Origin of the sequence: Nocardia carnea, from assembly GCF_029869215.1 — a bacterium.
Lineage (GTDB): Bacteria > Actinomycetota > Actinomycetes > Mycobacteriales > Mycobacteriaceae > Nocardia > Nocardia carnea_B.
Window position 1 is genome coordinate 1 of the sequence record NZ_JARWPM010000307.1, and the last position, 20,534, is coordinate 20,534.

Here is a 20,534-nt window from a genome sequence, read left to right on the forward strand (position 1 = left end):
AACCCGGCCACGGGTTCCCGTGGCCGGGGGAATCGAAATACGACGAGGGGCCGGGCGAACCGGGGTTGTACCGGCCCGGCGGGCCGCCCCGCCCTGCCGCCGCCGCCGCGCCGGCGGGGGCGGGGGCGGCCGCCCCCGAGGGTGCCCCCACCAGGGCTCGAACCTGGGACCTGCGGATTAAAAGTCCGTAGCTCTACCAACTGAGCTATAGGGGCGCGCGGGCAAGTGTACTGAAAAGGCGTCCCGAGGGCGTAATCGGGTGGTTGAGCTGGCGCTTTGTGTCTCTCGGGGCCTGCGGTGGCCTTACGGAGGGTCTCGGCGGCCGCGACGCAGGGAGGGGACGGAGAGGGTGTGCGGCTACGCGGCCGGATCCCCAGGCGCGGCCGGTAAACCATACCTATGGGTATCGAAATACGGTACCGCCGGCATTGTTGATACAACGGGTAGCACGATACGATCCAAATATGTTGGATACCAATGCCTTTGGATCGGTAAAGGCAGAGTTCTCGCTGAAGTGGGGTTCCGGGACGCATTTCCCGGAGTGTCGGCGCCCTGTTGGCGCTCGCGGGCGAGACGGTATACGACCAGCGGCCGGAGTGACCGGCTGAACTCCGGTGCGAAACCCGCCCGCGCGGGCGAGCTTCCGGCGTCCGGGGTGATTCGCTCGTTCGTTCGCCGCCCGGAGAGTCATGTTGTGTGCACGAAATCCGCGCAACGAAATGATAGCCCGCTCTATCCATTTGCCGCGTGTCGGTGCCCGAATCCGAGTAGCGTGACTATTCAGCGAATTCGGGGTGTCACTTGGGTCGACGCTGCGGGAGGCGGATCGGGGACGAGCTACAGCGCAACGGAGTTGCCCGGATGCGCACCCCCTGCGGCGCACCCGGGCGTTCAAATTATACCAGCCGGTGTGTTTCTCCCTCGGTCTGGGTTTCGTACCAAAAGTTCGATACAGGTCAATAAACCGACCGTAGGTCGGATACAACAGGATACGTTCGCGCCGTCAGCCCGCCCGTCCGCGGCAGCTGATCGGTCGCGAGCATTCCGCAGGTGGCAACTCCGGCGGATGCACAAGGCTTCGGAGGCGTTTCGAGCATGGCACGGCAGCAAGAGCGGGCCCGTCGGACACGGGCAGCAATTATCCGGTCCGCCGCCGTTGAGTTCGGGAAGAGCGGCTATGCCGCGGCTTCGCTCAACCGCATTTTGGAAGGGTCGCGAGCGACCAAAGGCGCCATGTACTTCCATTTCGATTCGAAAGAAGATCTGGCGCGGGCCGTCCTCGATTCGGCCATCGAGCGATACCACCGCACTATCGATCGCTGGCTCGTACGCGTGGAACTGGGACCGCTCGATATTTTGCACGGCGTATTCGACGAACTGGCATTACGCCTCGAACACGACATCATCGTGCAGGCGGAATTCCGGCTGGTGATCGACCCGGGTTTCGGGCGGCAGGACAACGGTGGCTGCCGGATGCTCTCCTCGGCGATCCGCAAACTCGCCGTGGGTGCCATCGATCAGGGGCAGCTGCGGCCGGACACCGACCCCGACCGTTTCACCCGGACCTTGGCCGGCGCACTCATCGGGCAGCGCTACATCGTCGACGCGCACAGTGGCGGGCCGGATCTGCGAACCCGCTTCCGCGAGTCGCTGGAGGTGGTGGTGCAGGCGAGTTGCACCGCGGAGTGGGCGGAGAAGTTCGCCGCGCACGGCTGGCGTGCCTACGCACAACTGGAGGAGCTCGGTTCGCCGACCTGACCAGCCGATTTGGGAATTGCACGCACCCTGGCATAAGCTATGCGAGCTCCCAACGGACAGCCGTTGAAAAGCCGGTCCGGAGAGATCCGGGACGAGCCCCCTTCGTCTAGCGGCCTAGGACGCCGCCCTTTCAAGGCGGTAGCGCGGGTTCGAATCCCGTAGGGGGTACGACCTACGAAAGTAGGTTGCACAGAGCAAGGCCCTGTGGCGCAGTTGGTTAGCGCGCCGCCCTGTCACGGCGGAGGTCGCGGGTTCGAGTCCCGTCAGGGTCGCCAGTGGATGCCGGAGCCATCCGGTTTCCATCGGATGGCATTCGTTCCGGGTGCCTGCGGCCAGGTAGCTCAGTTGGTACGAGCGTTCGCCTGAAAAGCGAAAGGTCGCCGGTTCGATCCCGGCCCTGGCCACAATCACAACCCCCGAACCTCGAAGGTCCGGGGGTTTTGTTCGTCCGGACCCCGGCGGGATGGGATGCTGGGGTCATGGCCGAACGGTGGTACTACTGTCTGAAGCATCAGCGTGCCGAACGCGGGCGTCAGTGCTGGTTCCGTGACCGGATGGGTCCTTATCCGGATCGGGCCACCGCCGAGCGCGCTCTCGAGATCGTGCGGCAGCGCAACGCAGCGCAGGACGCGGCGGACCGGGCCTGGCGCGACGGGCAATGACGACCGGCCGCGGAGCGTGGTGCTCCCAAACGGCAATCCGCCGGGCGAACCTGCCCGTCAGCGGGTAGGACCGGTGCGCTGTAGCTGCGGGTACACGGTTGGGCTACCGTTCACGGGTAATACGTAGCGACGCTCGCGGCCCATGGTTCGGCTGCCGGGCGAGACCAGGGAGGGCGACCCTTGAGGGTTACCGTTGTTGTGCCGACCTACAACGAGCGGGACAATCTGCCGGTTGCGGTGGAACGGCTGACTGCGCTACCCGTGCCCGATCTGCACGTGCTGGTAGTCGACGACAATTCTCCGGACGGTACCGGTGAGGTGGCCGACAAACTGGCCGTGGACCTGCCGAACGTCGTCTCGGTGCTGCACCGTACGGAGAAGGACGGTCTCGGGCGGGCGTATATCGCCGGGATCACCCGGGCCCTCGACGAGGGTGCCGATGTGGTGATCCAGATGGACGCGGATCTGTCCCACCCCGCCGAGGTGATTCCCGCGATGCTGGACGAACTGAAGCGGCCGGGTATCGGCGTCGTGCTCGGTTCCCGTTACGTTCCCGGCGGCTCGACCGCCGCGGAATGGAAGTGGTACCGCAAGGCGCTCTCGGCCTGGGCGAACTTCTATGTCAACGCCATCCTGCGACTCGGGATCAAGGACGCCACCGCCGGCTTCAAAGCCTGGGAGGCGGCGACCCTGCGGGCCATCGAGATCGACACGATCCGCAGCAACGGCTACTCGTTCCAGGTCGAGATGAACTATCGGACCAAGAAACAGGGCATCGGTATCGCCGAGGTCCCGATCCGCTTCGAGGAGCGGACGCTGGGCGCTTCCAAGATGAGCCTGGCGGTGCAGTTGGAATCCGCGCTCATGCCGTGGAAACTGCTGTTCGGGCGTTCGCTCTAGACCGCTCCGATGGGCCAGTCCCGCAGCGTGTCCAGATAGCGCTGCCGCACCGCGGCGACCTCGCGGTCCAGTTCGGCAGGAGTCCGGGCGGTGATATCGATCGGCGGCAGGATCGCGATATCGACCGTGCCGGGTCGCGCGATCATGGAGTCGCGGCGGCCGATCTCGGCGGCATTGCGGATCACCACCGGAATCACCGGTACCCCGGCCTGCCTCGCGATATGGAACGCGCCCTTCTTGAAGCGGCCCGGTTGCGGGGAATAGGACCGGGTGCCCTCCGGGGCGATCGCCACCGACAGCCCGTCGCGCAGCGTATGCACCACGGGGGCCAGCGAGGCCTTGGCGCGGTCGGTATCGGAGCGGTCGATGAACGTGACCCCCACGAACCGCATCAGCGGCCCGAAAACCGGGTGCCGGATGAGCTCCTTCTTGCCTACTCCCGTCACCCCGGCACCGAGCACGGCCGGAACGATGAGAACGTCGAACTGGCTTTGATGGTTGAACAGGAATACCGCCGGTCGTGGACTGCGCGCGTATTCGGCGCCGGTGATCCGCAGCCGGATCCCGCACAGTCGTAACGGCCAGCGGGTGCCGTAGCGCATCAGCGCGTCGGCCATGGTCCGGCGATTTCGGGTGTGTGCTTTGCTCAGGGCGCCGAAAAGTGCGCCGCCGAGCAGGGCCGCGAACCCGAGGACGGTGCGCAGGTAGTCGCCGGTTGTGGGCCCGGTGCGGGGCTCGACCGCGGGTCCGGTCCAGCCCTGACCGGCTGCGGCGGCCGAGAGGGGCGCATCCGGTGCGACCGGTACCGGCGCTCCCGCTGCCGCGAGCAGCGGGAGATCGGCACCGCTGCCGGTGTAGAGGTAGGAGCGCGCGAGGTCGACATCGTGCGTCGCGGCGAAAGCTGTCACGGCCGCGTGTTTGTCCGGGCCGCACGGGACGGTGCCGGCGATCCGGCCGGTGAGCCGGCCCGCCTCCACCTCGGGCCGGGCGCCGAGCACATGGGTGATCCCCAGCGCCGTGGCCGCGGGCCGCAGCTGGCTCTCGGTCGCGGTCCCGGTCAGCACCACGGTGTGCCCGGCCGCACGGTGTTCGGCGATCAGGCGCCAGATCTCCGGGTACAGCCGGTCGTACCAGCCGCGCGCGAAGATTCTGTCCCCCAGTGCGGCCAGTTCCCCCGGTGTCCGCCCGGCCGCGTGTCCGACGAGTCGTTCGGTGAGCTCCGGACCGGCACTGTCACCGCTGTGGCGCAATTGCTCGAACAGGCTTTTCAGCAGTTCACGATCGGGCCCGCGGAACCGGCGGGCGGATTTTATGCGCAGGTCCGCGACCGCAGACAGGTCGAAAATCGCGCCTATATCCGCGCCCTGCGGCCCCGACCGAATCGCTGCGATGAATGCCGCGAGATCACCGTCGGAGGAGGCCGCGGATTCCCCGGCGCCGGTGACGGGGGTGCTCATCGGGTCCGCCCCGCCGTGCGATTGGACGGATCGAGGGCGGCGGCGCGCGATATGCGGATACCGATCGTGCGCAGCCGCTCGGCGAACTCGGCCCGGGCCTCGGCCAGCGCGGCCACGGATTTCTCCGATCCGGGGTCGGCGGCGTCCACCAATCCGTGATTGGCGGCCAATTTGAGCGCACTGCCGAAAAGCTCGGTGGAAACCGACTCCGTACTGTGCAGGCGTTTCTGCAGCAGCATCTGCCGGCCGACCGATACGCATTCGGCGATGAACTGTTTGTGGTCGATATCGGCGACCGGCTCCCGGGCGGCCAGCCGTTCGGCGACGACCAATTGTGCGTCGAAGAACGAACGCAATACGCGATGGGCCATCATGAAACCGGTATCGGTGAGCGCGGTCAGGATTTCACTACCGAGCGTGTTCCTGGGGCGGGATCGCCACCCCGGATCCACCAGCAGCATTTCCGCGGTGATCCGGTCGGCGAATTCGGCGCGGTCCGGGAAGAAGAATTCGAATTTCAGCAGATCCCGCAGCCGGTACGCTTCGGCCCAGCCGATATCCAGCGCATCGGTATCGGGGCCGATGGCGCCGGCGGCGGGGTCGTCCGGGGCCGCTTCGACCGCGGCCAGGATCGCCAGTTCCAGGATGGCCCGGTCGACGAACCAGTGCACCGCGCTGTTGCGGTAGAACGCGGCCTCCAGATGGGCGCCCGGTTCGATCGAATACACCGGTTCCACCCCGCCTCGATAGACCGTGACGACCTTGGCCAGCGAGAGCTGCTCCAGTACGACGGCCAGGCTCTGCTCGTCGCGGAGTTTCGCGATCTCGCCGCGGGGCAGATCGCGCTTCTCGATGTAGTCCAGCACCGGGTTGAGCACCTCGCACACCTCGGCCCGGGTCAGTGCGCGGTCGTGGACACCCAGTAGCGCCAGGGTGACCAGGGCATTGGCGGTGATCGGCGTGACCGCGTTGATGCCCACGGCCACATCGAAGGCGAGCCGCTGTACCGCCCGGCGTTCCCGTTCACCCAGTTGCTCGCTCAGCTCGTCGAGCCCGGCCCGCGCAGGGGGACCACCGTCGGTGCGGTGCAGCGGAATGGTGATCGGGGGTTCGGTGAGCGGGTCGCCGTGGGCGGCCAGCCGGTCGCGGGCCGAGAGCGGATCACCGAACCGGACGTAGACGTGACCGGCCGAATGCTGCTGGTTGCGGATATAGCGGGCCAGCCAGGCCAGGCCCTCGGGTTTCTTCCGGCCGCCCACCTGTTCGTCGGCGATGGCGCCGAGTTCGTTGAGCCGTTCGTAGGTGATGGAGACCGGCACCAGCAATGCGTCGGTGACGCGGTCCCGGCGGACCGCGGCGGCCAGGTAGTTCAGTAGTCCGTAGCGGGGTGGGCGGAGTTTGCCGGTGCGGGTGCGGCCGCCCTCGAAATACCACTCCAGATTGAACCGGCGGGCCAGCAGATAGCCGAAGTACTCTTCGACCACCGCCTGGTAGACCGTATCGCCGGTGAAACTGCGCCGGATGAAAATGGTGCCGGTGCGCCGGGCGATCGGGCCCATCGGCCAGAACCGCAGGTTCGCCCCGCCGACTACGTGGTTGGGCGGGAAATCGTTGCGTGCCAGCACATCGCCGAGGACGAAGGCGTCCACATAGGAGCGGTGCGACGGCAGGAACACCAGCGGATAGCGCCGGTTGAGGTCGCGGAGGGCGGCCAGACCGGATTCGTCGCAGTCCACGTTCCACGTCGAGGCGTGTACCGGGCGCATGGCCTGCGTGAACAGATCCGACACCGTCCGGCTCTGCGCGGCGACCAACTCGTTCAGTGCCTTCTCCGCGCGGCGGGCCACTTCCTGCGGCTCGGTGCCGGTCTCGTCGGCGATCTGTTCGAGCCGGCGCAGGAAATCCGGCGAATCCATGATCTCCTCGGCGACCAGCCGCGGCACCTTGTAGCGGTCGCCGATCACGGTGCGTTCGGCGCGTTCCAGCGCGACCACCGCCGCGCGGACCACGGCGCGGGCGAAGGGCTCGGTGCTGCCGGTGTAGTGCAACGCCGCGGCCTCGGGGTGGTTCGCCCGTAACTCGCTGAGCCGGGCGGGCGCACCCGTGAGCACCAGATGCCGGTCCGGGGAACGGGAGACCAGTCGCCGCTGCGCGAGCCGGTTGGGCCGGCGTGGGTTGGTGAGCAGCGCCAGATCACCGAAGGTCACCCGCCGGACGCCGTCGCGTTCGGGGGGCAGCCACAGCACGCGGACGGGGACGACCAGCGGGTCGTCGGTGCGGCCGGTGAGCCGGCCGGCCACGGCGCCGGCATCGAGATCGAGCTGGGTGACGGGGGCATGCACGCCGAGATCGGCGGCCAGGCCGCCCTCGGCGATCCAGCGGCCGACCAGCTCGCGTTCGGTGCCCGAGGCGGAATCCACCAGCGCTACCACCGATTCCGGCGGGTCGTCGGCCGGCGACGGTGCGCCACCGAGGTTCTCGATCATGGTGGGGGATCCTCTGTGTCCGATCGGGGGGCTCGTGGCCGTCCTGCCACCGGCTGCGCCACTCCTTCGCCGGAGCGGCCGGCGGCTCGCGGCGGTGGACTTCGAAACTACTCCATACGACCACTATGGAGGGCTCACTCGCCGTATGGGGCGATTTCGGCGGCCGCTCGAGCATCCCACAGGAAAGGCAGGTAATGCTAACCTTACTTCCTGTTTCGGTCGGTTAGCCTTGGAGGATCGTTGTCGACCACGGACGAACGTTTACGCGTCGAATATGTGACCGACCCCGTGGCGGCGATGTCGCGCCTGGCCGCCGAACGACGATTCGGCGAGTACGTGATCTACGAAGGCGGCGGGGAATGGGTTTTCGCCGCCGACCCGGCGGCCACGATCGAACTGGATGCCGACCAGCTGCGGATCGCCGCGGCGGGGTCGGTGACCTCGACGAACTGGCACGGCAGCCCTGCCCGGGCGCTGGACCGGGCGCTGGCCGGATTGCCGGCGAACGGTCGTAATGCCTACGGCTGGATCGGCTTCGAATTCTGTGCCCGGAGCCTGCGCGCCACCGGCTACCTGCCACCGCGGACCGTGCTGGCGCAGCTGATGCTGCCCCGCCTCGAGGTGCGTATCGACCTTTCGGGTCGTGTCTGGGTCACCGGCGCCGGCGCGGACGAAACCGCGGCCCTGCTCGACCTCGTCGCCGGCTCGCAGGACGACCCGCTACCGCGGGCGTATCCGGTGGAGGTGGCACTCGACGCCACCGGGTATCGCGAACGCGTCGAGAAGGCCGTGGCGGAGATCGCCGCGGGCCGGTATCAAAAGGTCATTCTCTCGCGGCGGGTCGAGTTACCGTTCGCGGTGGATATTCCCGCCACCTATCGGCTGGGCCGGGCCCACAACACTCCCGCGCGCTCGTTCGCGTTGTGCCTGGGCGGGTTGGAGGCCGCCGGGTTCAGTCCCGAATTGGTACTCGCGGTGGACGAGGACCGGACCGTCAGCACCGAACCGCTCGCCGGGACACGGGCATTCGGGCTGGGTGCCGATATCGACAGTGCGGCCCGCGCGGAACTGACCACCGACCCGAAGGAAATCGTCGAGCACGCCATCTCGGTGCAGACCTGTTTCGCCGAGGTCGCCGCCGTCGCCGAACCCGGGACGACCGCCGTATCGGATTTCATGGCTGTCCGGGAACGCGGCAGCGTCCAGCATCTCGCCTCGACCGTCCGCGGCCGGCTGGCGCCGGGGCGTACCGCCTGGGACGCGCTGGAGGTGTTGTTCCCCTCGGTGACGGCCTCCGGGATACCGAAACCGGCCGGTGTGGACGCGGTCTTCCGCCTGGATTCGCCGCGCGGCCTGTATTCCGGTGCGGTACTGCGGGTATCGCCGGCCGGCGCCATGGAGGCGGCGCTGGTGCTGCGCGCGGTCTATCAGAACGACCACGGTGCGTGGTTACGGGCGGGCGCCGGTGTGGTCGCGCAGTCGCGGCCCGAGCGCGAATTCGAGGAGACCTGCGAAAAGCTGCGCAGCGTAGCGCCTTACATAGTGAAAGCCGGCGGGGCGCTCCGGTCCTGACGTCTCACTCGCGGCCGGTTCCGCACCGGACCGCTCCCGCCGGCCGCGGGAACCGAACCTCGGGTACGCCTATCCGCCGGTCCGGTCAGCCGCCCTGGGCGCGCAGCGCCTTCTTGTCGATCTTGCCCACCGCCGTGACCGGGAGTGCGTCCGCCTGCCGGAGGACATCGGGCAGCTTGTAGGTGGCGAGCCCGCGGCCGGCGAGGAATTCCTTGATCTCGGCCAGTGCCGGCATCGCCTCGGTGACCACCAGAACGGCGCACACCTTCTCACCGAGCCCGGGGTCCGGCAGGCCGATCGCCGCGGCGTGGCGCACCGCCGGATGGGCGAGCAGATGTTCCTCGAGTTCGTCACAGGAGATGTTCTCCCCGCCCCGGTTGATCACATCTTTGCTCCGGCCGGAGACCACCAGGTGCCCGCTGGGCAACTGCCGTACCAGATCACCGCTGCGGTAGAAGCCGTCCGGGGTGAATGCGCGCGCATTGTGTTCCGGGGCACGGTAGTAGCCGCGCAGCGTGTACGGGCCGCGGGTCAGCAGTTCGCCCACGGTGCCGGGCGCCACATCGATGCCGTTCTCGTCGACCACGCGGATCTCGTCGGCCGGGGAGAGAGGCCGGCCCTGGGTGGTGCAGACAAGGTCGGGGTCGTCGTCGAGGCGGGTGAAATTGAGCAGTCCCTCGGCCATCCCGAAAACCTGCTGCAGCGTGACATTCAGCGCCGGACCCACCGCACGCGCGTTGACCTCGGCCAGTTTCGCACCGCCCACCTGCAGCAGCCGTAGCGACGAGATATCGGCGTCCTCCCAGTCGACCGCCGCCGACCACAGCTGCGCCAGCGGCGGAACCAGCGCGGTGACGGTGACGCCGTACCGCTCGATCGCCGCGAACGCGTTCTCCGGGCTGGCATCGGCCACGAAAGTCACTGCGCCGCCGGTCGCCACCGTGCCGAGAATTCCCGGGCAGGCCAGTGGGAAGTTGTGGGCGGCCGGCAGCGCGGCCAGGTAGACGTCGTCGGGGCCCAGCGCGCAGACCTCCGCACTGGCTGTCGCGTTGTACACGTAGTCGTCGTGGGTGCGGGCGATGAGCTTCGGCAGGCCGGTGGTGCCGCCGGAGACCAGCATGAGCGCGATATCGCCGGGGTCGGGCGCCGGCAGGGAGCCGGTGTCGCGCGCGATGGAGAGGAGATCGGTGAAGGGTCCCGGGTCACCGAGAACCAGAACGTGGCGTACGGATTCGACCGCCGCGGATACGGTCGCGGCCAGCTCCCGGTAGTCGAAGTCGCCGTGCCGGTCGGCGATCAGATAGGCGACGGCGCCGGACAACTCGGCCAGATGCTCGATTTCGGCCCGGCGGTGGGCGGGCAGCGCGAGCACCGGGATCACCCCCGCGCGCAGCAGCCCGAAGAGCACGACCGCGAATTCGGGACTGTTGGGCAGTTGGACCACGACCCGATCACCGGCGGCGATCCCGAGCGCGGCGAACCCGTAGGCCATCCGATCGGCCTCGGCATCGAGTTCGGCGTAGGTCAGCGGCCGGTCGCCCAGGAGGGCCGGGCGGCCGGGCAGCCGCCGGGCGGTCGCGCGCAGCAGCTCGCCGAGCGTCGTACCGGTCCAGTACCCGGCGGCGCGGTAGGCCGCGGCGAGCTCCGGGGGGTAGGGGACGTAGCCGTCACGGTGGGTGCCGGTGGCAGAGGAAGTCACGGTATGCCTCATCGGGAAAGGGACTCGAAGTTGTGTGCGGCGCGTTCTGGTCCGATCAATAGGTTAGGCAAACCTATTTAATTTGGGAAGGGTGTGCGACGGCAGCGCAGGTCCACGCGGTGACCGCCGGGACCGGAGTGACTGCCCGGCGCCGCACACCCGGTGCGCGGCGCCGACCCGGATTAGACTCGCCGCATGAGTGGTTGGGGCGTCGGGGACATCCCCGATCAGCAGGGCCGGACGGTAATCGTCACCGGTGCCAACAGCGGTCTGGGCGCGGTGGCCGCCCGGGCGCTGGCGGGCGCGGGTGCACAGGTGATCCTGGCCTGCCGGAATGTGCAGAAGGGGCAGGCCGTCGCCGACGAGATCGGGGAGCGGGCGCAGGTCAGACGGCTGGACCTCGCCGATCTGTCGTCGATCCGCGAATTCGCGGCCGGGGTGGACGCGGCACACGTCCTGATCAACAACGCGGGTGTGATGGCAGTTCCGTTGCGCCGCACCGCCGATGGATTCGAAATGCAGATCGGCACCAATCATCTCGGCCATTTCGCCCTGACCGGTCTGCTGCTGGGCAAGATCAGCGAGCGGATCGTCACGGTCTCCAGCGGGGCCCACGCCATCGGCGCGATCGACCTGAACGATCTGAACTGGGAGCAGCGCCCCTACAAGCGCTGGCCCGCCTACGGGCAGTCGAAACTCGCGAATCTGCTGTTCAGCTTCGAACTGCAGCGCCGGCTCACCGCCGCCGGATCGGCGAAACTCGCGGTCGCGGCGCATCCGGGCTACGCGGCAACCGGCCTGCAGTCGCATACCGAAACCATCCTGGACAAGGTCATGGCGATCGGGAACAAACTCGCCGCGCAGAGCGCCGAGATGGGCGCGCTGCCGGAGCTGTTCGCCGCGACCGCGCCGGTTGAACCCGGAGGCTACTACGGGCCCGCGGGGCTGGGTGGATCGCGCGGCTATCCGGGGCCGTCCGGCTGTTCCAAGCGGGCAAAGGACCAGCTCACAGCCCGTTCCCTCTGGGATCTGTCGGAACGGCTCACCGGCGTGAAGTACGACTTCGCCGGCTAGAGCGGCAGGCGTTCCGGGCCACCGGCCGGAAATAGTTTCCCGCGGGATGTCACACCTGGAGTGCGCGCGTCGTCGACACCACGAGACCGCAGCAACGAAAGGAATTCCGCCATGGAACCCCGTGTCAACCTGTTCGCCAACAAAGTCACCGCGAGCTTCGGTAAGCGGCTGATCACCGCCGGCAAGGTCGTGGACGATTCGGGTCTGCCCCCCGCGGTGCACGAGTTGGTGAAAATCCGCGCGAGCCAGATCAACGGCTGCTCCTTCTGCGTGGATATGCACACCAAGGACGCCGCGCACGCCGGGGAATCCCCGGTCCGGATCAATCTCGTCGCCGCCTGGCGGGAGGCGACCGTGTTCACCGAGCCCGAGCGGGCCGCGCTCGAACTCACCGAGGCGGCCACCCGGCTCGCCGACGGCGGCGGGGTGAGCGAAGAGACCTGGCAGCGGGTGCGCAAGCACTACGACGACGACCAGATCGGCGGCCTGATCGCCGCCATCGCCGCCATCAACGCCTGGAATCGGCTCAACGCGATCGCCCACACCCCGGCGGGCAGCTACGAGCCCGGTCAGTTCTGAGTCGCGACCGGGGCGGAATCGTGTTGAGCATCACGTTCTTCCGGTCGAATCCGCCCCGGATGCACATCCCGGGTTCACCGCCTGGTAGCCTGATCAATCGTGCAGCGCGTGTATTTCTGGTTTAGCAAGCCGGCCCGGGGTGGGTCGGTCTGCGGCAACCACGCGCGCTGACCAGTTTCCCCGAGCCGGATGACGACCGGCTCGACGGGGAAAATCTTTCCGTGGGTCGGCCCGAACGAGAAGGACACCACCCACGATGACCATCGCAGTCGATATAGATGCCGACCATTGCGATCTGGACGATCAGCGCACCCTCAGTGTGAGCCCGCTGCGTTCCCCCGCGGAGGTACGCCGGGTACACGCCATCACCGATGACCACGCCGCCACCGTGCGAGCCGGCCGCCGGTCCACCGTCGGCGTCCTCGACGGCACCGACGACCGTCTCATGGTGATCGTCGGCCCCTGCTCCGTCCACGACCCCGCGGCCGCCCTCGACTACGCCCGTCGGCTCGCCGCCGCGCAGGACGTGCTGTCCGACCGGCTGCATCTGGTCATGCGGGTGTATTTCGAGAAACCGCGCACCACCCTGGGCTGGAAGGGCCTGATCAACGATCCCCACCTGAACGGCAGTTTCGATGTGAACACCGGGCTGGGCATCGGCCGGCAGCTACTGCTCGACATCACCGCCATGGGCCTGCCCGTGGCCTGTGAATTCCTCGACCCCATCACCCCGCAGTACATCTCCGATCTGGTGTCCTACGGCGCGATCGGCGCGCGGACCGCGGCCAGCCAGGTGCACCGCCAGCTCAGCAGCGCGCTGTCGATGCCGGTGGGGATCAAGAACGGCACCGACGGGGATGTCCAGGTCGCGGTGGACGGTGTGCGTGCCGCCGCGGCCAGCCATGTGTTCCCCGGCACTGATCTGGAAGGGCGTTCCGCGCTCATCCAGACCGCCGGTAACGAGGATTGCCATGTGATCCTGCGCGGTGGGTCCAACGGAACCAACTACGACGCAGCCTCGGTCGCCGATGCCTGCGCGCGGCTGGCGAAGTCGAACCTGCCGCAGCGGATCGTGGTCGACGCCAGCCACGGCAACAGCAAGAAGGACCACAAACGTCAGCCGATCGTGGTCGCCGATATCGCCGAGCGGCTGGCCGCGGGTGAACCGGGCGTGGTCGGGGTGATGTTGGAGAGCTTCCTCGTCGAGGGCCGGCAGGATCTCACGCTGGGCAAGTCCGGTGAGCTCACCTACGGCCAGTCGATCACCGATGCGTGCATGGACTGGGAGACCACCGTCACCCAGCTGGAAACGCTGGCCGATGCGATCCAGCGGCGGCGCGGGCGCTGAGCGGAAGCGGTCCGCCGCGCCGCGAGCGCACAAGTGTCCGGGCCGGGCAGGCCCGAAGAGGGGGCATGCCCGGCGGCGGCCTGGAGGCCGGTTGTGGGCCCACGATCGGCTCTACCTCCGACCGCTGAACACGCCGAGTGGCGGCGCCGGGTTCAGCTGGGTACGTAGAGCTTTCGGCCCGTCCCTGCGCTCCGCCTCGAAGCGAGGCGGCGCAGCAGCGAGTCCCGAGGGTGGAACGCAGGGGCCAAGGGCCGAAACTCCGCGCGCGCCGAAAACACCTCACGGCCATCCGTCTGCTGGGCCGGGTGGGTCGGTGTTCAGGCGGGCGGCGACCCAGTGGTCGCGGCGGGTACCGCGGTGCTCACTGCCGAGCCGGGCCAGACCTTCGTAACGGAATCCGTGTTTGCGGGCGACCGCCGCCGAGGCGTGGTTGCCGACGTAGGCCCGCCAGTGAATGCGGATGAGGCCCATCCCTGCCGGATCGAAGCCGAAATCACAGGTCAGTGCGACGGCCCGGGAGATGATCCCCTGCCGGCGATGTTCCGGAGCGAGCCAGAAGCCGATCTCGGCGGCGGTTTCGTCGCGTGGGCGGGTGCCCAGGCTCACCGTGCCGATCAACCGGCCGTGCTCCGCCGTCCGGATGCCCCAGATCGGGCTGCGGGCCGCCCAGCCGGCCGCGACCGTGTTGCCGATGAAATCTTCGGCGTCCGCGCGGCCGTAGGGAGACGGGATGGCCACCCATTCCGCGATCGCCGGGTCCTGGCAGGCCTCGACGATGGCGTCGATATCGGACGAATCCGGCCGGTCCAGCCATACCGTGCCGTCGGTCAGCGTCTGTTCCTCCACCTGCCGATGGTCGCATCGCGGCAGTACGTGTGGCATCTGTTTTTCCAGGTGCGGCGCGGGCCGGGTAGGCGGCTCTCCGTAGAATTCGGGTGGTGGTAGCCGCGCTTCTCGCCGATCAATTCGAATCACATCGCGGGCATCTGCTGGCGGTGGCCTACCGGATGACCGGCAGCGTCTCCGACGCCGAGGACGCCGTGCAGGAGAGCTGGCTGCGCCTGGCCGGAGCGTCGCAATCCCAGATCGAGGATCTGCGGGCCTGGCTGACGACGGTGGTCTCCCGGTTGTGCCTGGACCGGTTGCGTAGCGCCGCGGTCCGGCGGGAGAACTATGTGGGGCAGTGGCTTCCGGAACCCGTGGTGACACCGGTGGGCGGAGCCGGCGCACCGGATCCGCTGGCCGCCGTGGTGTTGCGGCAGGAGTTCCGGCTGGCGGCGATGGTCGTTCTGGATCAGCTCACGCCGCCGCAACGGGTCGCGTTCGTACTGCACGAGGGGCTGGATGTGCCCTACGGCGAGATCGCCGAGATCTTGGATATCACCGTGGAGGCCGCGCGGCAGCTGGCGGCGCGGGCCCGCCGGGCGGTGCGGGAACAGACGCCGCGGCCCGTCGCCGACGAGGAGCACGAGGCGGCCGTACAGAAACTGCTGGCGGCGCTCTACACCGGCGATGCCCGGGCGGTGGCGGCCGTCCTGCACCCGGCGGCGGTGATGATCGGCGATTCCGGTGGCACCACGGCGACCGCCCGCAATGTGATCGTCGGTCCGGACAAGGTGGCCCGCCTGTTCCTCGGGCTCATCCGCCGCTACGGGCTGGATCGGCCCGGCGACGATTTCCTGGCGACCGGGGTGGAGTTCGTCCGGGTCAACGGCCAGCTCGGGGCGCTGCTGCGCGGCCGGGCGGGCGAGGACGGATATCCGGCGTTCCCTTCGCGGGTGATGGGTTTCACCGTCGTGGACGGTCTGATCCGGGGCACCTACGATATCGCCAACCCGGCCAAGCTCACCGGTATCCGCACGAACTGAATTCGACGGCCACAGTGGCCGCTCCGGGAACCCTGGTGCGCCGGCCGCCGACCGAGAGATCAGGCGGGAGCCGGGCGGGTCCGGTCGGTGAGCAGGAGCGCCGCCATGGCGCCCAGCACCGTACCCATCAGCAGTCGCTGCAGCCGCAGCCACAGCGGCCGGCCCGCCAGGAATCGGCTCACCGTGCCGGCCGTGCACACGATGAGCGCGTTCACCGCCAAGGCCACCGCGATCTGCACCGACCCCAGGCACAGGCTCTGCAGCCATACCGGGCCCGACCCGGGGGCGATGAACTGCGGAATCAACGCCAGATACATGACCGCGATCTTCGGATTGAGGAGATTGGTCACCAACCCCATGGTGAACAACCGGCCGGCCGGGTCGCGGGGGAGGGCGGCGGGGGCGAATACCGCGGTCCCGCCCGGCCGCAGCGTCTGCCAGGCCAGCAGGAGCAGGTATCCGGCGCCGGCGATTTTCAGTGCCGTATACAGCTCGGGGACCAGTGCGAACACCGCCGTGATCCCGGTGGCGGCCGCGGTGAGGTAGACCGCGAAGCCCGCGGCGACCCCACCCAGCGAGATCAATCCCGCCCCGCGGCCCTGCGATATTGTGCGCGAGACCAGGTACATCATGTTCGGGCCGGGAGTGAGCACCAGCCCGAGCGCCGCCGCCGCGACGCCGGCCGCCGCCGAGAGTTCGATCATTCCCTGATACTCGCGGGAACCGCCGTGCCTGTCTCGGTCCAGTCGGCAGCCACTGGTCCGGCCGCACGGGTGTCCGCAGCATCACCCGGCGTTGTCGGTGGGTTCGGGGACAATGGACAGAAGTCGAGGTGAGGAGGGCCCCGTGGCGGATGGGCCGCTGATCGTACAAAGCGATAAAACAGTGCTGCTGGAGGTCGATCACGAACTCGCGGATGTGGCGCGGCAGGCGATTGCCCCGTTCGCCGAGCTGGAGCGGGCGCCCGAGCATGTGCACACCTACCGGATCACCCCGTTGGCGCTGTGGAACGCCCGCGCCGCGGGCCACGACGCGGAGCAGGTGGTGGATGCGCTGGTCAGCCATTCCCGCTTCCCCGTTCCGCAGCCGCTGCTGGTCGATATCGTCGATACGATGGCCCGCTACGGGCGGTTGCAGCTGGTCAAACATCCCGCGCACGGGCTCACCCTGGTGAGCCTCGATCCGGCGGTCCTGGCCGAGGTGCTCCGCCATAAGAAGATCGCCCCCATGCTCGGCGAGCGGATCGACGACGACACGGTACTCGTGCATCCGTCCGAACGCGGGCATATCAAACAGCAGCTGCTCAAGATCGGCTGGCCCGCGGAGGACCTGGCCGGGTACGTCGACGGTGAAGCCCATCCGATCGATCTGGATTACCACGGCACCGGCGGCTGGCAGCTGCGCGACTACCAGGAGATGGCCGCCGATTCGTTCTGGGCCGGCGGGTCCGGTGTGGTGGTGCTGCCCTGCGGCGCCGGCAAGACCATGGTCGGTGCGGCCGCGATGGCGCGGGCCAAGGCCACCACCCTGATCCTGGTGACCAATACCGTCGCCGGCCGGCAGTGGCGGCGCGAACTGCTGGCGAAGACCTCGCTCACCGAGGAGGAGATCGGCGAGTACTCCGGTGAGCGCAAGGAGATCCGGCCGGTCACCATCGCGACCTATCAGGTGATCACCCGGAAATCGAAGGGCGAGTACAAACACCTCGAACTGTTCGACAGCCGGGATTGGGGGTTGGTGATCTACGACGAGGTGCATCTGCTGCCCGCCCCGGTATTCCGGATGACGGCGGATCTGCAGTCGCGCCGCCGGCTCGGCCTCACCGCGACCCTGGTGCGCGAAGACGGCCGCGAGGGCGATGTGTTCTCGCTGATCGGGCCGAAACGCTACGACGCGCCGTGGAAGGATATCGAGGCGCAGGGCTGGATCGCGCCCGCCGAATGTATCGAGGTGCGGGTGACCCTCACCGATGCCGAGCGGATGTCGTATGCCACCGCCGAACCGGAGGAGCGCTACAAACTGTGCTCCACCGCGCACACCAAGATCGCGGTGGTGAAATCGATCCTCGACCGGCATCGCGACGCCCCCACCCTGGTGATCGGCGCCTACCTGGACCAGCTCGACGAACTGGGTGCCGCGCTGGACGCTCCCGTGATCCAGGGATCCACGAAGAACAAGGAGCGCGAAGCCCTGTTCGATGCGTTCCGCCGCGGCGAGATACCCGTGCTGGTGGTGAGCAAGGTCGCCAATTTCTCCATCGATCTACCGGAAGCGTCGGTCGCCGTGCAGGTTTCGGGCACCTTCGGTTCCCGGCAGGAAGAAGCCCAGCGGCTGGGCCGGTTGCTGCGGCCGAAACACGACGGCGGACAAGCGCATTTCTATTCCGTGGTGGCCCGCGACACGCTGGATGCGGATTACGCCGCGCACCGGCAGCGGTTCCTGGCGGAACAGGGATACGCCTATCGGATAACCGACGCCGATGATCTGCTGGGGCCGACGATCGGGCCGAGCGACCAGTAACGCCGGGGGTAGCGGGTCGCCGTGGCGCGCGGTGGGTTGCCGTGCCCGCGAAAGCGCCCAGCGCGCCAAGCCTTCCGGTGCGCCCATCGAGCAGTGCGAGCGACTAACGTCGTCGGTCGGGGTCATCGCAGTGATCCGCACGCCGACCACGGAAGGTGGAATCGCATGAGACTCACCCGCTGGCTCATCGCCGGGGTGGTGGTGCTGTCGAGTCTGTCGCTGACGCCGGCGCAGGCGCAATCCGCGTCCCTGGCCGGCGCGGACGGTCTCGGCGATTCCTATTTCCCGCAGGACGGCAACGGCGGTTACGACGTCGACCACTACGAGGTCACCCTCGGATACGACCCGGCCGGCCACCAGCTCACCGGGTCCACCCGGATCGACGCGCACGCCACCCAGCCGCTCACCTCGTTCAACCTGGATTACAACGGACCGGCGGTGCGGGCGGTGCGGGTGAACGATCTGCCCGCGGGGTTCACCTGGCACGAACCGCACGAACTGGTGGTCACCCCGGCGCTGCCGCTGCTGCCGGGGCTGCCGTTCACCGTCACCGTCGAATACGCCGGTGTCGCGGCCGATACCGGTGGCGAAGGCTGGACCTACGCACCCACCGGCGGCGCTTTCGCGGCGGGCCAACCGCATTCGGCCGCCACCTGGTATCCGCTCAACGATTCCCCGCGCGACAAGGCCACCTTCACCCTGCACGCGACCGTTCCGGCGGAATGGGAAGTGGTCTCCGGCGGAGTCCGGGTGCGCGACGAGGTACGCGATGGTTTCCGTACCGTCAGCTGGCAGCAGAACCACCCCGTGATCGGCTACCTCACCACTGTCGCCATCGACCGGTTCGACTATCTGGAACAGCGCCGCGCGAACGGTACGCCGCTGCTGAGCGCTTTCGCACCGGGCTCGGGTGAGCTGCGCGAACACGAGCAGCGGCTGCCGGAAATCCTCGATTTCACCGAAAGCCTCTACGGGCCGTATCCGTTCGACAGCGGTGGCGGTATCTACCTGTCCGCCCCGCTGCCGTTCTCCCTGGAAACCCAGACGCGGCCCGTCTATGCCGACTGGGCCGATCTGAACACCGTGGTGCACGAGGTGGCACACCAGTGGTGGGGCGATTCGGTGTCGGTGCACAGCTGGTCCGATATCTGTCTCAACGAATGCCTCGCCAGCTACACCGCCGACTATCTGTGGCCGGAGCGGATGGAGGGGGTCGATGTAGACGCCGAATACCGGGACACGATCGGCAAGGCGTTGTCGAAACCCCGGTTCTGGGAGGTGCCACTGCAGGATCCGGGACCGGAGAAGATGTTCACATCGGTCTACTACCGCGGTCCTTTGTTCCTGCACGCTCTGCGTAAGCAGCTGGGCGACGCGGTGTTCTTCGGCGCACTGCGGGAATTCGCCGGCACACACGCCTACGGGCATGCTTCGATGCCGGAGTTCCGCGCCTTCGTACAGTCGAAATCCGCGGTCGATCTGACCGGGTTCTTCGATGCCTGGCTGCACGGCACCACCCCGCCCCCGGACCAGTACCTCTACCCCGGAAACCTGCGCGGCTGAGCTATTCCAGCAGCGCGACCGACGAGATGCGGTGCAGCATGAACTGCCGGACCGCGCCGGTGACCGGGTCCAGTGCCTCGAGTTGCCCGTTGCCGACCCGCACCGGTTCGACCACCCGCTGGATCGCGGTGCCCTTGGCGTCGACATAGCCGATATGCACTTGCCGGTGCACGCGCGCGGCCAATTGCAACAGGGCCAGCGCGGCGGCCGTGCTGGTGCGGGAGCCGTCGCTGCGGACCGCTTGCCCGGCGGTGGCCCCGGCGGCGCGTTCGCCGGCTCGTAGCTCGGTGACCAGGAGTTCGAGCTGTTCGTGGGTCGGCGGGGACGGCCGGTACGGTTGCCGGGCCAGCGGCCGTACGGTGATCCGGGCCCCGCGCTGCCGGAGATCGACGATGGCGCCGGACGCGTCCTCACCGGCGGGTGCGAAACCCGCCGCGCGCAATTCGTCGAACAGTTCACCCAGGGGCGCCTGCGAGATCGCGACGGTGGGCGCGATCCCGCGCAACGCCAGTGTCGCGGCCACCGGTGAGGCGAGGACCTGGGCCAGCAGCGCTGGATCCTCACTGCGCACGAAGGATTGCGCCATTCCGGCGCGGAGCCGGCCGTGCCGGCGCGCGACATCGTCGATGAGATAGGTCAGTGTTTGCGGTACCGGGGTACGGGAATGGCGTTCGAAGAGAGTATGCAGCTCCGCGGCGGTGAGCCCGGCGTCGAGGGCCCGGCGCAGCGAGGATTCCGACAATCGGTACACGGTGGCTGCCCCGGCCGATTCCACATCGGCGACCAGCGCGATGCGCTGTTGCAGATCAGCGGTGAGCGGTCCCGGCGCCACCACTGTCAGATCCGCCTGGACGAGCACATGATCGACAGGGTCGGGTAGGGCCGACTCCAGGGGGGGGGGGGGCGCCCGCGGGGGGGGGGGGGGGGGGGGCCCGCGCCGGCCGCGCCCCCCCCCCCCCCCCCCCCCGGCGCGCCCGGCGGGCGCGGGGGAGAGGAGGGGAGCCCGCCCGGGGGGCGGGGGGGGCCGCGGGCGCCGCGGGAGCGCGGG

At 68.5% G+C, this 20,534-nt stretch carries 15 protein-coding genes, 4 tRNA genes and 1 pseudogene; 13 read left to right on the top strand and 7 right to left on the bottom strand.

What is annotated here, in order from left to right; translation table 11 throughout:
• Window positions 1-142 precede the first annotated feature (142 nt).
• Window positions 143-215 (bottom strand) — tRNA-Lys (locus tag QH276_RS21695).
• Between the two features lie 880 nt (window positions 216-1,095).
• On the opposite strand from QH276_RS21695, the gene QH276_RS21700 reads away from it, so the two are divergent.
• From QH276_RS21700 to QH276_RS21725, 6 genes are all read left to right on the top strand, one after another.
• Window positions 1,096-1,758, top strand: coding sequence for a TetR/AcrR family transcriptional regulator (locus tag QH276_RS21700; protein WP_280402051.1), 663 nt, complete (start codon window positions 1,096-1,098; stop codon window positions 1,756-1,758).
• A gap of 95 nt (window positions 1,759-1,853) precedes the next feature.
• Window positions 1,854-1,926, top strand: a tRNA-Glu gene (locus QH276_RS21705).
• A 30-nt stretch (window positions 1,927-1,956) separates the two neighbouring features.
• Window positions 1,957-2,033 (top strand) — tRNA-Asp (locus QH276_RS21710).
• Window positions 2,034-2,088: 55 nt separating this feature from the next.
• A tRNA-Phe gene (locus QH276_RS21715) sits at window positions 2,089-2,162 on the top strand.
• A 75-nt stretch (window positions 2,163-2,237) separates the two neighbouring features.
• On the top strand, window positions 2,238-2,420 hold the full coding sequence (locus QH276_RS21720) for a hypothetical protein (RefSeq protein WP_280402032.1): 183 nt from the start codon (window positions 2,238-2,240) through the stop codon (window positions 2,418-2,420).
• Between the two features lie 180 nt (window positions 2,421-2,600).
• Complete coding sequence (locus tag QH276_RS21725) at window positions 2,601-3,320, top strand: polyprenol monophosphomannose synthase (protein WP_280402033.1); 720 nt, start codon at window positions 2,601-2,603, stop codon at window positions 3,318-3,320.
• Here the strand turns inward: QH276_RS21725 and QH276_RS21730 are convergent.
• Both QH276_RS21730 and QH276_RS21735 read right to left on the bottom strand, forming a co-directional pair.
• Window positions 3,317-4,777 (bottom strand): 1-acylglycerol-3-phosphate O-acyltransferase, encoded by a 1,461-nt coding sequence (locus QH276_RS21730; RefSeq protein WP_280402034.1) that lies wholly within the window; start codon window positions 4,775-4,777, stop codon window positions 3,317-3,319. The two genes, QH276_RS21725 and QH276_RS21730, sit on opposite strands and share 4 nt — an antisense overlap.
• Complete coding sequence (locus QH276_RS21735; RefSeq protein ID WP_280402035.1) at window positions 4,774-7,263, bottom strand: glycerol-3-phosphate 1-O-acyltransferase; 2,490 nt, start codon at window positions 7,261-7,263, stop codon at window positions 4,774-4,776. The genes QH276_RS21730 and QH276_RS21735 overlap by 4 nt, the downstream gene beginning before the upstream one ends.
• 240 nt (window positions 7,264-7,503) lie before the next feature.
• Here QH276_RS21735 and QH276_RS21740 point away from each other — a divergent pair, with 240 nt between their 5' ends.
• Window positions 7,504-8,835 carry a salicylate synthase gene (locus tag QH276_RS21740; RefSeq protein WP_280402036.1) on the top strand — a complete coding sequence of 444 codons (1,332 nt, stop codon included), beginning with the start codon at window positions 7,504-7,506 and terminating at the stop codon, window positions 8,833-8,835.
• Between the two features lie 85 nt (window positions 8,836-8,920).
• On the opposite strand, the gene QH276_RS21745 is transcribed toward QH276_RS21740, so the two are convergent.
• Entirely contained in the window at window positions 8,921-10,546 is a 1,626-nt protein-coding gene (locus QH276_RS21745) for a (2,3-dihydroxybenzoyl)adenylate synthase (protein ID WP_280402037.1), read from the bottom strand.
• Window positions 10,547-10,729: 183 nt separating this feature from the next.
• Between QH276_RS21745 and QH276_RS21750 the strand changes: the two genes are divergently transcribed.
• The 3 genes from QH276_RS21750 to QH276_RS21760 all read left to right on the top strand — a co-directional run bounded on the left by QH276_RS21750 (window position 10,730) and on the right by QH276_RS21760 (window position 13,535).
• Window positions 10,730-11,608, top strand: a complete 879-nt coding sequence (locus QH276_RS21750; protein WP_280402038.1) for an oxidoreductase — start codon at window positions 10,730-10,732, stop codon at window positions 11,606-11,608.
• Window positions 11,609-11,719: 111 nt separating this feature from the next.
• On the top strand, window positions 11,720-12,187 hold the full coding sequence (locus QH276_RS21755) for a carboxymuconolactone decarboxylase family protein (protein ID WP_280402039.1): 468 nt from the start codon (window positions 11,720-11,722) through the stop codon (window positions 12,185-12,187).
• 256 nt (window positions 12,188-12,443) lie between these two features.
• Window positions 12,444-13,535, top strand: coding sequence for a 3-deoxy-7-phosphoheptulonate synthase (locus tag QH276_RS21760; protein ID WP_280402040.1), 1,092 nt, complete (start codon window positions 12,444-12,446; stop codon window positions 13,533-13,535).
• Between the two features lie 279 nt (window positions 13,536-13,814).
• Here QH276_RS21760 and QH276_RS21765 read toward each other — a convergent pair whose 3' ends face one another.
• Entirely contained in the window at window positions 13,815-14,381 is a 567-nt protein-coding gene (locus QH276_RS21765) for a GNAT family N-acetyltransferase (RefSeq protein WP_280402041.1), read from the bottom strand.
• Window positions 14,382-14,473: 92 nt separating this feature from the next.
• Between QH276_RS21765 and sigJ the strand changes: the two genes are divergently transcribed.
• On the top strand, window positions 14,474-15,403 hold the full coding sequence (sigJ, locus tag QH276_RS21770; protein WP_280402042.1) for an RNA polymerase sigma factor SigJ: 930 nt from the start codon (window positions 14,474-14,476) through the stop codon (window positions 15,401-15,403).
• A 59-nt stretch (window positions 15,404-15,462) separates the two neighbouring features.
• Here the strand turns inward: sigJ and QH276_RS21775 are convergent, their stop codons facing one another.
• Window positions 15,463-16,107: a LysE family translocator gene (locus tag QH276_RS21775; protein ID WP_280402043.1), complete on the bottom strand. Its 645-nt coding sequence runs from the start codon at window positions 16,105-16,107 to the stop codon at window positions 15,463-15,465.
• Between the two features lie 142 nt (window positions 16,108-16,249).
• Here QH276_RS21775 and QH276_RS21780 point away from each other — a divergent pair, with 142 nt between their 5' ends.
• Window positions 16,250-17,923: a DNA repair helicase XPB gene (locus QH276_RS21780; RefSeq protein ID WP_280402044.1), complete on the top strand. Its 1,674-nt coding sequence runs from the start codon at window positions 16,250-16,252 to the stop codon at window positions 17,921-17,923.
• Window positions 17,924-18,088: 165 nt separating this feature from the next.
• The gene (locus tag QH276_RS21785; RefSeq protein WP_280402045.1) at window positions 18,089-19,486 is read left to right on the top strand and encodes a M1 family metallopeptidase; all 1,398 of its coding nucleotides are present in this window, start codon (window positions 18,089-18,091) and stop codon (window positions 19,484-19,486) included.
• A gap of 1 nt (window position 19,487) precedes the next feature.
• On the opposite strand, the pseudogene QH276_RS21790 reads toward QH276_RS21785, so the two are convergent.
• Window positions 19,488-20,366: pseudogene (locus QH276_RS21790) on the bottom strand (helicase-associated domain-containing protein); the annotation flags it as partial.
• Between the last annotated feature and the right edge of the window lie 168 nt (window positions 20,367-20,534).

Bases quoted from the DNA above. Each gene is read 5' to 3' on its own strand.
- QH276_RS21735 (WP_280402035.1), bottom strand. From the start codon at position 7,263: ATGATCGAGAACCTCGGTGGCGCACCGTCGCCGGCCGACGACCCGCCG.
- QH276_RS21745 (WP_280402037.1), bottom strand. From the start codon at position 10,546: ATGAGGCATACCGTGACTTCCTCTGCCACCGGCACCCACCGTGACGGC.
- QH276_RS21730 (WP_280402034.1), bottom strand. From the start codon at position 4,777: ATGAGCACCCCCGTCACCGGCGCCGGGGAATCCGCGGCCTCCTCCGAC.
- QH276_RS21755 (WP_280402039.1), top strand. From the start codon at position 11,720: ATGGAACCCCGTGTCAACCTGTTCGCCAACAAAGTCACCGCGAGCTTC.
- QH276_RS21750 (WP_280402038.1), top strand. From the start codon at position 10,730: ATGAGTGGTTGGGGCGTCGGGGACATCCCCGATCAGCAGGGCCGGACG.
- QH276_RS21700 (WP_280402051.1), top strand. From the start codon at position 1,096: ATGGCACGGCAGCAAGAGCGGGCCCGTCGGACACGGGCAGCAATTATC.
- QH276_RS21760 (WP_280402040.1), top strand. From the start codon at position 12,444: ATGACCATCGCAGTCGATATAGATGCCGACCATTGCGATCTGGACGAT.
- QH276_RS21775 (WP_280402043.1), bottom strand. From the start codon at position 16,107: ATGATCGAACTCTCGGCGGCGGCCGGCGTCGCGGCGGCGGCGCTCGGG.
- QH276_RS21785 (WP_280402045.1), top strand. From the start codon at position 18,089: ATGAGACTCACCCGCTGGCTCATCGCCGGGGTGGTGGTGCTGTCGAGT.
- QH276_RS21720 (WP_280402032.1), top strand. From the start codon at position 2,238: ATGGCCGAACGGTGGTACTACTGTCTGAAGCATCAGCGTGCCGAACGC.